The 12603-nt window shown below is 39.9% G+C and carries 11 protein-coding genes; 10 read left to right on the forward strand and 1 reads right to left on the reverse strand.

The window, feature by feature from the left end:
- The first annotated feature begins 28 nt into the window (after nt 1-28).
- The 6 genes from HC725_RS14015 to HC725_RS14040 all read left to right on the forward strand — a co-directional run bounded on the left by HC725_RS14015 (nt 29) and on the right by HC725_RS14040 (nt 7688).
- Nucleotides 29-1921, forward strand: a complete 1893-nt coding sequence (locus tag HC725_RS14015) for a protein-disulfide reductase DsbD (RefSeq protein ID WP_190332507.1) — start codon at nt 29-31, stop codon at nt 1919-1921.
- Nucleotides 1922-2032: 111 nt separating this feature from the next.
- Nucleotides 2033-2668: a response regulator gene (locus HC725_RS14020; protein WP_190332479.1), complete on the forward strand. Its 636-nt coding sequence runs from the start codon at nt 2033-2035 to the stop codon at nt 2666-2668.
- A 403-nt stretch (nt 2669-3071) separates the two neighbouring features.
- Nucleotides 3072-4793: a potassium/proton antiporter gene (locus HC725_RS14025; protein ID WP_190332481.1), complete on the forward strand. Its 1722-nt coding sequence runs from the start codon at nt 3072-3074 to the stop codon at nt 4791-4793.
- A 23-nt stretch (nt 4794-4816) separates the two neighbouring features.
- Nucleotides 4817-5440 carry a MarC family protein gene (locus HC725_RS14030; protein ID WP_190332483.1) on the forward strand — a complete coding sequence of 208 codons (624 nt, stop codon included), beginning with the start codon at nt 4817-4819 and terminating at the stop codon, nt 5438-5440.
- Between the two features lie 265 nt (nt 5441-5705).
- Complete coding sequence (locus HC725_RS14035; RefSeq protein ID WP_089124719.1) at nt 5706-5972, forward strand: DUF4212 domain-containing protein; 267 nt, start codon at nt 5706-5708, stop codon at nt 5970-5972.
- A 12-nt stretch (nt 5973-5984) separates the two neighbouring features.
- A complete protein-coding gene (locus tag HC725_RS14040; RefSeq protein ID WP_190332485.1) occupies nt 5985-7688 on the forward strand; it encodes a sodium:solute symporter family protein in 1704 nt (567 codons plus the stop codon).
- Between the two features lie 118 nt (nt 7689-7806).
- On the opposite strand, the gene yihA is transcribed toward HC725_RS14040, so the two are convergent.
- Nucleotides 7807-8514 carry a ribosome biogenesis GTP-binding protein YihA/YsxC gene (gene yihA, locus HC725_RS14045; protein WP_190332487.1) on the reverse strand — a complete coding sequence of 236 codons (708 nt, stop codon included), beginning with the start codon at nt 8512-8514 and terminating at the stop codon, nt 7807-7809.
- 156 nt (nt 8515-8670) lie between these two features.
- Here yihA and HC725_RS14050 point away from each other — a divergent pair, with 156 nt between their 5' ends.
- From HC725_RS14050 to hemN, 4 genes are all read left to right on the forward strand, one after another.
- The gene (locus HC725_RS14050; protein ID WP_190332489.1) at nt 8671-9288 is read left to right on the forward strand and encodes a c-type cytochrome; all 618 of its coding nucleotides are present in this window, start codon (nt 8671-8673) and stop codon (nt 9286-9288) included.
- A gap of 338 nt (nt 9289-9626) precedes the next feature.
- The gene (gene yihI, locus HC725_RS14055; RefSeq protein WP_190332491.1) at nt 9627-10202 is read left to right on the forward strand and encodes a Der GTPase-activating protein YihI; all 576 of its coding nucleotides are present in this window, start codon (nt 9627-9629) and stop codon (nt 10200-10202) included.
- A gap of 76 nt (nt 10203-10278) precedes the next feature.
- Complete coding sequence (locus HC725_RS14060) at nt 10279-10767, forward strand: DUF2489 domain-containing protein (RefSeq protein ID WP_190332493.1); 489 nt, start codon at nt 10279-10281, stop codon at nt 10765-10767.
- A 152-nt stretch (nt 10768-10919) separates the two neighbouring features.
- A complete protein-coding gene (gene hemN, locus HC725_RS14065; protein WP_190332494.1) occupies nt 10920-12293 on the forward strand; it encodes an oxygen-independent coproporphyrinogen III oxidase in 1374 nt (457 codons plus the stop codon).
- Nucleotides 12294-12603: the final 310 nt, after the last annotated feature.

A 12603-nucleotide genomic window follows, 5' to 3' on the forward strand; every position in this document is an offset into this window, starting at 1 on the left:
CTTACACACTAATGGGCTGTTACGCTTTATGTTATCACTGCGATCTTCTTTGTTGTTTTTCATTATCCTAACAGCGGGCATGTTACACACTCCATTCAGTCAGGCTGCCAATTTTGATTCAGCTGAGACACCGCTAGCAGCATTTTCTAGCACGCCAGTAAACGGTCATCGCTTTGTTCCTGTCGATCAAGCCTTTCCTTTCAATTTTATCCAGCAAGGTAATAGTGTCCGTGTAGACTGGCAGATTAAAGACGGTTATTACCTTTATAAAGAACGCTTTGCTTTCACGACTAAGAATGCTCAAATTGATAAGGTAGATCTGCCTGCTGGTGAATTTCATCAAGATGAATTTTTTGGTGATGTGTATATTTTCACTCAGCCACTACAAATCGATATTCCACTCCAACAAGTTGGTGATGGTGGCCAATTGATTATTCAATACCAAGGTTGTGCCACCAGCGGCTTTTGTTATCCACCTGAAACCCGAATCATTCCATTAGATCCAATTGGCAAACAAGGCTCAGCACCAGCACCTTTCACGGATAAAAATCCTGAACAGTCAAAAGCAACTCAAGCAACTCAAGCAACTCAAGCAACTCAAGCAACTCAAGCAACTGGTAATAACATAAACGGCTATTCTGACGATGCAAACATTGCCGATCAATTATCAACGCATTGGTGGACACCATTCCTCTTTTTAGCGTTAGGAATTGGACTAGCTTTTACGCCTTGTGTGCTGCCTATGTATCCTATTTTAACTGGTATCGTTTTAGGTGGTGGCAAGCTGAACGCCAAAAAAGCGTTTAAGCTCTCTTTTGTGTACGTACAAGGCATGGCACTAACTTATATGCTGCTTGGCTTGGTGGTCGCATCAGTAGGAGTACAATTTCAAGCTGCGTTGCAATCTCCTGCTGTTCTGATTGGTTTAAGCGTACTGTTTTTACTGCTTGCCCTTTCTATGTTCGGGGTTTACAGCATTCAGCTACCGAGTCGCCTACAAACTTGGCTTAATGAACAAAGTAACAAACAGCAAGGCGGTAACCTGATTGGTGTATTCTTGATGGGTGTAATTTCGGGTCTAGTCTGCTCACCTTGCACCACCGCACCGTTGTCTGGAGCCTTACTTTATGTTGCGCAAAGTGGCGATTTAGTCACAGGAGCGGTTGCCTTATACTCCTTAGCTATCGGGATGGGAATTCCACTTATTTGTGTGGCAGTATTTGGAAATAAATTGCTGCCGAAAGCAGGAGAATGGATGAATAAAGTAAAAATATTCTTTGGCTTTATTTTACTGGCGGCGCCCATCTTCTTATTAGAGCGTATCTTGCCTGTATTTTGGGTATCGTTGTTGTGGGCTGGACTAGGTTTTATTGCTTTTTCTTGGCTGTACCATATTCGTCAATACATCAGAGCCGGTTCTTGGGCGCAGAGCCTTACCAGTATTATTGCAATACTCGGTTTAGTGGTCGCATTTATGACAGGACTGCAGGCCTTTGGTTTAAATTCGCTAGTAGCCATTAGTACTCAGCAACAAAATCAAGTTCAACTCGACTTTATTCGTATTCAAACAATTGAGGATCTCGATAAGCAATTATTATTGGCCAAACAAGCCGGTAAATCAGTGATGTTTGATTACTACGCCGATTGGTGTGTGGCCTGTAAAGAATTCGATAAATATACCTTCCATAACTCGCAAGTGGCAACCAAGCTAAAAAACATGGTGCTACTACAAGCTGATGTCACTAATGCTAACCCGCAAGATATTGCACTAATGGAAAGAATGAAAGTACTCGGCTTACCAACGATTGAGTTTTGGGATGCACAAGGTAAGCATATCCCCAGTGCTAGAATTACTGGGTTTATGGATGCACCAAGTTTCCTTAGTCACTTAGATAAAAATGGCTTAAATACTAATAATTAATTAGACAAAAGTCTGATATGGTTCAGACTTTTGCATATGCCTTATTGAGTACAAATCAAAAGACATTGATAATAAAATTATTACTCCTAAACAGTAAATGGAATATCTGTCATGGATTCGACATACAACATTGTCATCGCCGATGACCACCCGCTTTTTCGTAATGCTTTATTTCAATCAATTCATATGGCGATCAGCGGCGCTAATTTATTTGAAGCGGACTCTCTCAGTGCTTTACTCACACTACTTAAAAAAGTAGATGAACCCGATTTATTATTATTAGATTTAAAGATGCCCGGCTCTAATGGAATGTCGGGATTGATAAACCTCAGATCTGAATACCCCAACATCCCTATTGTGGTGATTTCCGCCAGTGAAGAAGCAAGCGTAGTGAGCCAAGTGAAAAGTCACGGTGCTTTTGGTTTTATACCTAAATCGAGTGATATGCGTGAATTAAACCGCGCTCTCAATCAGGTTCTCAATGGTGATCCTTTCTTCCCTGAAGGGCTAATACAAAATAATGAAGCCTGTAATAGCTTGGCTCAAAAACTGGCAGCTTTAACACCACAACAATACAAAGTTTTAGGTATGTTGTCAGACGGTTTACTCAACAAGCAGATCGCCTATGAATTGAATGTTTCTGAAGCCACAATCAAAGCGCACATGACGGCTATATTTCGCAAACTAGATGTGAAAAATAGAACTCAAGCCGTGATCTTACTTCAACAGTTAGAAACTGAAAAATAGCCTATTCATCTCTAATCCTTCAAGGTTTGTTACTATTACAAACCTTACCTTTCCTTTCGATACTTGCGCTTACAATTAAACCAGCTGTTACTCATGTACTTTCATTACAAGTAGACGGCGAATTTATGACTATCAAATTAAAAAAATACGCTATCTTAACCTCCGTAGTAATAAAATCGCCCAATTCTGCAATATTCGGATACTTCATTGACATCAGTAACCTCCTACTCAAAAATCTGATTTATCTCTTCAACAGGCAACCTATAATATTTCTATATTTAACCGTTTGAGACATCACACTTTTACATTAAAATAGAATATCGCAGTAAATGTCTTTTCAGAATAAGAGTGGTTTTAGCAAAACTCTTCGGTTCTCCCTGTCCGTTAATTAAGAGACGTATTCATGTTTATCATTGACCAAATTATTTTATTAGCCGCAATTCTGATCATTTTGGGCATATTATCCAGTAAATTATCCGCTCGATTAGGACTACCAGTACTGGTCATGTTTCTTCTCGTCGGCATGCTAGCAGGGCAAGATGGACCTGGGGGTGTTGCCTTTGATAATGCTCAAATCGCCCATTCATTAGGATCTTTAGCGCTCGCTATTATTTTGTTTGATGGCGGTCTGCAAACGCCAATAGCATCGATTAAACAAGTCTGGAAACCTGCCTCTGTTTTAGCCACTTTTGGTGTCTTGATCACAGCAACCATAACAGGACTCGCAGCCGCTTATATACTCAATGTGTCTTTACTCTACGGGCTACTTATCGGTGCGATTGTAGGCTCTACAGATGCGGCAGCGGTTTTCTCCTTGCTACGTAATGCAGGGATCCACATTAATCCTAGACTAAAATCAACGCTCGAAATAGAAAGTGCAACCAATGACCCGATGGCTATTTTTCTAACGGTTGGCCTTTTAGAAATAATGGTTAAAGGTCTAGAGCCTGGGACAGGATTGGTTCTCTTGTTTATCCAACAAATGGGGGTCGGATCTTTGGTTGGCTTAGCTTGCGGATGGATCTCAGTGCGAACCATTAATTGCATCAACTTAACCACATCAGGTTTATATCCCGTCATGGTTGCCGCTTTGGGGTTACTTTCATTTGGAATTGCCGCTAATTTAGGTGGCAGTGGTTTCTTAGCTATTTTCATTACTGGTGTTGTTATCGGCAATAGTCGATTTGTCTTTCAACGAAGTACTTTCTTATTTCATGATGGGCTCGCTTGGTTAGGTCAAATCCTCATGTTTGTCATTCTAGGTCTATTGGTTAATCCTTTATCCTTACTCGATATTTGGTTTGAAGGACTCATCATTGCCATCGTGTTGACCTTGATCGCTCGACCTTTAGCTGTGCTGCCAATACTAAAATTATTTGGGTTTAATATACGTGAAATCACCTTAGTGTCTTGGGTTGGTTTACGAGGATCGGTACCGATTATTTTGGCCATTTACCCATTAATATATGGTCTACCTGATGCAAACATGATTTTTAATGTCGTCTTTTTCGTCGTTCTTATTTCAGCAACAATACAGGGCTCAACGCTTCCTTTGGTAGCACGAGCTTTAAAACTTACCGAGCCGGCCCCTGCCACACCAGCGGCAACATTAGAAATTACAGCTTTAGGTAATGTTGATGCTGATATTGTTGAATATCAACTTGGAAATAATTCAAGAGCATCAAACCGACGTTTATCTCAAATGGCATTACCCGATGGAACGGTTGTCGCCATGATCACTCGAGGAGATAATGTTATTCCTCCTCGAGGGTCAACGCTACTGCATGCTGATGACCATTTATTTATTATGATGAAGCCTAATGTCCGTGACTTTGTAGACATCGTCTGCTCAGGTATTGCAGAGGCAAATCAAGATGACTTACCTGATACTGAACTATGCTTAAAAGGCTACACAAAAGTAGGCGATATACAGCACTCTTACGGCATTGAACTCCTCATGGGAAGTCACTTATCGTTAGATGAAGTACTAAACCATGCTTTCGAGGGCAACCCAACGGAGGGCGCAAGTAAAGACTTTAATAAAGTCACTTTATTTGTACGTGAAATGGTAGGACAAAGAATTGTTACCGTGGGTATTATTCCAATAAAGCCTACAGATTATTAAACCATTCAATTTAGGGAGTTACTTTGCTCAGTATTTTAGTTACGCAATTTGTCGTGTTATGGGCCGTAATTGATCCTATCGGTACTATCCCAGTTTACCTCTCACAAACACAAGGATTAAGTGCTAAACAAAAACGCTTAGTAGCACTTAAGGCGGTAGCAATTGCGACTGCTGTCTTGTTATTTTTCCTTGTTATGGGACAAATATTGCTCGAAGCAATGCAAATCCCACTTCCGGCCTTTCAAGCTGCTGGAGGATTAGTGCTATTACTGTTTGCTTTGACCATGATATTTGGACAAGGAAAACCAGCAGAGGAAGCGCAATTAAGTGGCGACTTTAGCCGCTCTGAATTAGCAAATCTCGCTGTCTATCCATTAGCTATCCCATCAATTGCCTCTCCGGGTGCCATGATGGCAGTGGTTATGTTGACAGATAACAATCGAAACTCAATCATTGAGCAAAGCTTGACCGCGGGGGCTATGCTTATTGTTCTTATTAGTACTTTATTGCTTTTACTCGGCGCAACCGGAATACATAAAATTATTGGAAATGTCGGCGCAGCCATAATAAGTCGTGTGATGGGATTAATTTTAGCGGCAGTGGCGGTCAATAATTTACTAATGGGAATTAGAGACTTTTATTTTTAGCGACTCTCACGACCAACTAAGCATTAGACCTTAGACTAACCTTATTAGACCTTAGCCTAGCCTACTTTTTGAGCTAGGCTAAATTATTCCAACCCACTTCACAAAAAGCTCCTTAATAGCTTATACCTCACCTTTTATTGCCCGACTAAAGTTGAAAAGCCACCTCCCGATCTCACTGCTATTGTTTCCCTGTAACATTTTTATAACAAAAATATTCATTGTGCACTGCAATGTAATTAATAAATGAAACTAAAGGAGAGTGGCCATGGCGTTTGAATCTGACAAACATGCCCAAGCCTACTGGAAGGAAAATCTAGGGATAATGGCAACACTATTAACTATTTGGTTTGTAGTGTCTTATTGTGCGGGCATTTTATTTGTCGATGCACTGAATACCATCCAATTTGCTGGTTTCAAATTAGGATTTTGGTTTGCTCAGCAAGGGTCTATTTATACCTTTGTAGTGCTGATCTTTGTTTATGTAGCGCGTATGAATGCGTTAGATAAAAAATACAACGTTCAGGAAGACTAAGGAGTATTAGATATGGAAATCCAAACTTGGACGTTTATCCTCGTCGGAATCACCTTCGCAGTTTATATCGGAATCGCGATTTGGGCTCGCGCCGGATCCACCAGTGAGTTTTATGTCGCTGGGGGTGGTGTTCACCCTGTGGCAAACGGTATGGCCACAGCAGCCGATTGGATGTCAGCCGCTTCATTTATTTCAATGGCAGGTATCATTTCATTCGCAGGTTACGATGGTTCCGTTTACCTAATGGGCTGGACTGGCGGTTACGTATTACTGGCATTATGTTTAGCTCCTTACCTACGTAAATTCGGTAAATTTACTGTACCCGACTTTATCGGTGACCGTTACTACTCAGGCACGGCACGTTTAGTTGCTATATTCTGTGCCATTTTTATCTCATTTACTTATGTCGCAGGTCAAATGCGTGGTGTTGGCGTAGTATTCTCTCGCTTCTTAGAGGTGGATATTAATCTTGGCATTATTATCGGTATGGCAATTGTATTCTTCTATGCTGTTCTTGGTGGAATGAAAGGCATTACCTATACCCAAGTCGCTCAATTCTGTGTATTAATTTTTGCGTTCTTGGTTCCAGCCGTTTTTACCTCCATTATGATGACAGGCAACGTATTTCCACAAATTGGTATGGGTTCAACGATTTCTGGCTCTGATGTCTATTTGATGGACAAATTAGAAGGTTTAACTCAAGAGCTCGGCTTCACTTCCTATATTGATGGCTCAAAAAGTACCGTTGATGTGTTCTTTATTACTGCGGCACTAATGGTTGGTACCGCTGGTTTGCCCCATGTTATCATCCGATTTTTTACCGTGCCTCGCGTAAAGGACGCTCGAATTTCAGCTGGTTGGGCATTGTTGTTTATTTCTTTACTATATACCACAGCACCTGCCGTAGCAGCATTTGCTCGTGTAAACTTGATTGAAACTATTAATGGTCCCGATCTGAAAGGTGTCACTGCTGAAAATGCACCAAGCTGGTATCACAACTGGGAAAGTACGGGTTTAGTCTCTTGGGAGGATAAAAATGGTGATGGCAGAATGTTCTACTCAGGCGATGATCGCAATGAGATGAACATTAATCGTGACATCATCGTATTGGCCTCTCCTGAACTAGCAAAACTACCAAACTGGGTTGTTGCATTACTGGCTGCTGGTGGTTTAGCGGCAGCGCTATCAACGGCGGCTGGTTTACTGTTAGTGATTTCAACTTCAATCTCACATGATTTGTTGAAAAAAGGCTTTAAACCAAATATGAGTGATAAAGAAGAGCTTATGTATGCTCGGGTTGCCGCTGCAGTTGCAATTGTCGGGGCTGGCTATCTCGGGATAAATCCACCAGGCTTTGTGGCACAGGTGGTTGCATTTGCGTTCGGGCTTGCCGCTGCATCTTTCTTCCCTGCCATTATCTTAGGTATTTTCTATAAGAAGATGAACAAAGAAGGTGCTATTGCCGGTATGGTTGTGGGTATAATCTTTACCGCTGCGTACATTATTTACTTTAAATTTATTAACCCAGCAGCAAGTACACCGGATAACTGGTTCTTCGGAATTAGTCCTGAAGGTATTGGTACGCTCGGTATGTGTTTGAACTTTGTCGTATCACTGGTAGTTAATAAATTTACCGCTGCAGTACCGCAAGATGTACAAGATATGGTTGAGTCTATCCGTTTCCCTAAAGGGGCAGGTCAAGCACACGATCATTAATATCAAATACAATGTTCTAATACTATAAAGCCCCACTTCAATGAAGTGGGGCTTTCTTTATATTGCTTTTGATGATGATTTCAGGCAATCCAAAAAAGTTATCATTTGAATAACTTCATTACTCAGAATCTAATTTACCATCTTCTACCATCGATTCACTTTCATCCGCAAATTGAGCGGCTAACTCTTCGCGGCGTAAATCATCTAGCGATTCATCGCTCATTAATGCAGGAGCAAACCAGCTATCAAGTTTATTACGTAATTGGTCGACACCAAGCCCTTTCATTGATGAAAAGACATCCACTTGTACATCACCACAAAATGCCATTGAAGCTTCACGAATTTTGAGCAATTGAGCTTTACGCGCACCTTGTTTTAATTTGTCAGCTTTGGTAAGCAGCACTTGAACGGGAATATTAACCTCGACCGCCCAATAAATTAATTGCTGATCAAGATCTTTCATCGGATGACGAATATCCATTAAGACTACAAGACCTTTTAAACATTCACGCTTTTGTAAATATTCACCCAACGATTTCTGCCATTTCTTTTTCAGGTCTAAAGGTACTTGAGCGAAACCATAACCAGGAAGGTCAACAATATGGCAGTTTTCAGTCACTTTGAATAAGTTTATCAACTGAGTACGGCCCGGTGTCTTACTGGTTTTTGCTAAACTTTTCTGATTCGTTAGGCGATTTAATGCACTCGATTTACCAGCATTAGAACGACCCGCAAAAGCAACTTCGATACCTTCATCATCAGGTAAGTGACGAATATCAGGTGCACTCGTTATAAAGTGGGTATTTTGATAATGGATTTTTTCCATAAATGTTAACTCCATCTCCACTTTTGTAGAGGAATGATTGCTTTTACATATAATCATGTACAATTGGTTTACTTGTCAGTGACAAGACTTCGCGTAGTGTACCATGAACATTTGCATATCATGGTAGTGGAAGCTGAATAATTATAATGGAATGTCATGAATAAATTAGTACTAATTTTAGGTTTGGTTGCTAGTTGCTCTGTTTGGGCGCAAGGCAACATTGAAGCAGGTAAAGAAAAATCAGCCACCTGTGCGGCGTGTCATGGCTCAGATGGCAACAGCTTAATACCTCAATATCCAAAATTAGCCGGTCAGCATAGTAAGTATATTGAAAAACAACTGCACGATTTAAAATTAGGCATGACGAGTGGTGGTAAACAAGGCCGAAACGATCCTGTTATGAGCGCAATGGCCATATCACTCACTGATGAAGATATTTCTGACCTTTCAGCTTATTATGCGTCACTGCCACTGAAAGAAGGCGCAACTCCGGAAAATGTTGCTAAGAAAGGCAAGGCACTTTATTTTGCTGGTGATTCTAAAAAAGGTCTAACCGCTTGTAGTGCCTGTCACGGCCCTAGAGGTCATGGTATGGAGCTTGGCGGCTTCCCTAATATTGCTGGCCAACAAACTGATTATGTGAAAGCACAGTTAGAAAAATTTAGGGCAGGTACGCGCACGAATGATATGAACTCAATGATGCAAGATGTGTCAAAAAATCTAACCGATGAACAGATCGATATTCTTTCTAAATATGTTGGCGGTTTACATTAATCAATTGCTGTTCTCAATTTCTCGAATACTGTAAACAAACTAAATACAGTCTCTAAGTTTATATAAAATCCTCAGCGTTAAACGTCTGGGGATTTTTGCTTTATCGCTTAATAAAACTCCACTATTTACGCCATTTCTGGTATCTTGCGCATCCTTGATGGTGAGTAATACTTACCCTGCTTTATTTTGGGTCTATTCTTACTTATCCGCAGTGATCAATCATCCAATTTTATCGCGGTTAATAATTTCAGAATAACTGAACTTATTGATCTCGAGCCATATTACTGAGAAACACTCGCGTTGAATTTAACGTTTTGATTTCTTATAGGAAACTGAAAATGTCTCGCAACAAAAAAGCTAGGAAACCAGGCTCAACTGGCAGTGAAGAATTAATCGTTACTCGTAATCGTAGCGAATCTGATGTTGAAGGCCGTCTTCGTAAACGTGTGAATAAACGTAAAGGATTAAAGACCGGCAGCCGCCATGCGGATTCTGAACATAAAAAGCAACATGTCGGTTCAGGCCAAGCTAAAGATCCTCGTCATGGTAGTAAAAAAGCGATTCCATTAATTGTGGAATCAAAAGCAAAACCATCGAAGCAACAACGTAAGCTCAATGCACAGCAAGAGCTAGAAGCCATTCAAAATGATGCTCAACTTAATGTATTAATCGATCGTTTAGAAAATGGTGACAAACTAGGTGCCGGATTACAAAAATTTGTTGATGAAAAATTAGATCGTCTAGAAATCCTAATGAAGCAGCTTGGTATTTTCGACGATGAAGATGAGACCATTGAACCAGAGCAAGAAGAAACTGAAATTGTGATCCCAACTAAAAAAGCGGCGAAGAAACCTGCTTCTGATGATGACTTGCTAGCACAATTTGAAAACCTAGATTTGAACGATTTTAAATAGTCGATACAATGACATAAACGTTCCTCAATGAGAGCGTTTATGTTTTTTTGCCAATAAATCAAAGTCGAGGGATGTTATGTCAACAGCACTTTTCGCAGTTGTAGGTGCCATTATTATTATAGCTCTGGCAAGTTATGCTGGATTTTTATTAATACAACTGAAAAAGCAAAAACAGCTTATTCAAATCCAACAGCAACGTGCTATTGAGCAGCGTAACACTAACATTTTTGAAAATGTACACACCTTGTGTATGACGGGTATACAGCAACAGTGTGATTTATCTGAAATCGTTATCCGAGTTGTCTGCATCATGGATTATGTTCAAGGCGAACAGCGTGTTGATTTTTCTGCAGACTACCCTGCGATTAATGAGCTATATCATTCAGTAAAAGATATGGCTCGAGGTGAAGATCGCCAAACGCTAAACAAGCAAGAACGAATGAAACAAACCCTGATTCGCCAAAAAACAGAATCACGATTAACTACAGCCATACTCGATGAATTGGCTAGATTGAAGCAATGCATCCAATCGTTGAATAATAAAATAGACATAAAGATGGTGTAGATTGACCACTATTTTCAGTTCTTACCAAACATAGAACAAGCTAACCTTTGGTGTTATATCCATCGACTGTAATTAGCGCTAATCTATAGCCTCTTTACACACCTGTAAGTATTCGGTCAATCCTTATTTCAGCATTAGAAGTGGAAGTTATCATGTCAAAAGAGCAAATAGTTTGGGACCAAGCGATGTTGGAAAAGTATAATTATTCCGGTCCTCGTTATACCTCTTACCCTACCGCTCTGGAGTTCCACGAAGCATTTACTATTTCTGATTTAGATATGGCATGTGGTCAATATCCAGATCGTCCTTTGTCACTTTATATCCACATCCCATTTTGCCATAAGCTCTGCTATTACTGTGGCTGTAATAAAGTAATCACTCGTCATCAACATAAAGCCGACGATTATTTACAAGTTTTAATTCATGAGATAAAACAACGTGCTCCACTAATTAATCAGCGCCAAGTCACTCAGTTACATTTTGGTGGCGGAACACCAACTTTCTTAACAAAAACTCAAATGACGCGCATTATGACGGCTTTACGTGAAGAGTTTACTTTCACTACTGATGCAGAAATTAGCATTGAAGTCGATCCTCGTGAAATTGAATTGGATATGCTCGACCATTTAAGAAGTGAAGGTTTTAATCGTTTAAGTATTGGTGTACAAGATTTCGATAAAGAAGTCCAAGTGTTGGTCAACCGCGAACAAGATGAAGACTTTATTATAGCCATGGTCGCTCGAGCAAAATCATTAGGCTTTAGATCAACCAACTTAGATTTAATTTATGGTTTACCAAAGCAAACACTCGCGACTTTCTCGAATACTCTAGAGAAAGTATTAGCGATGCAGCCTGGACGTTTATCTATTTTTAACTATGCCCATATGCCTGCTTTATTTGCAGCGCAAGCAAAATTAAAAGATGAATGGTTGCCAAGTGCCGAACAAAAAATGGAAATTTTACAATATACTATTGAGACATTAACTGATGCCAATTATCAGTTTATTGGTATGGACCACTTTGCACTGCCAGATGATGAGCTTGCTGTCGCACAGCGTAAAGGAATATTACACCGCAATTTTCAAGGTTATACCACTCAAGGTGATTGTGATTTAATCGGTTTCGGTGTATCTGCGATATCGATGGTTGGTGATAGCTATGCACAAAATCAAAAAGAGCTAAAAAAGTATTATGCGCAGCTTGATGAACAGCACCATGCACTATGGCGTGGCGTAGATTTAAATACAGATGATCTAATCCGCCGAGAAGTGATTAAACAATTGATTTGTAATTTCACGTTAGACACTAAAGTAATTGAAAGCCAGTTTAATTTAAACTTCAGTCACTATTTTTCTGAAGACTTACAGCTACTACAAACGTTCATAAACGATGAGTTAGTCAAAACAGAAGATGGCATAATTTCTGTCACTTTACGCGGACGTTTACTTATTCGTAATATCTGCATGTGTTTTGACAAGTACCTACGGAATAAAGCTCGTCAACAACAGTTCTCGCGTGTCATTTAAGAACTAACTAATAAAGATTAATACTTCATGAACTAATACTAATATCACCTTCCATCCGAAGGTGATATTTTTTAAATCTTAACAACATAAAAGTGATTTCTACTCATATGCACTCCCGGTATATTTCCTATCTTAAACACCTATTTTCAGTTATGTAATTGCTCCACAATTTATTAAAACTCGAGAGTTTCTAAACATTTTTCATCTAACAGTTTCAGGGATACTAATAGTATAGGCCAAGGCACATTAGACAATATTATCCATATTAACGAGGAGGAGTTGTAGCCTGAACTGTCAGCAATTATCGCTG

Origin of the sequence: Vibrio sp. S17_S38, assembly GCF_014694375.1 — a bacterium.
Classification (GTDB): domain Bacteria; phylum Pseudomonadota; class Gammaproteobacteria; order Enterobacterales; family Vibrionaceae; genus Vibrio.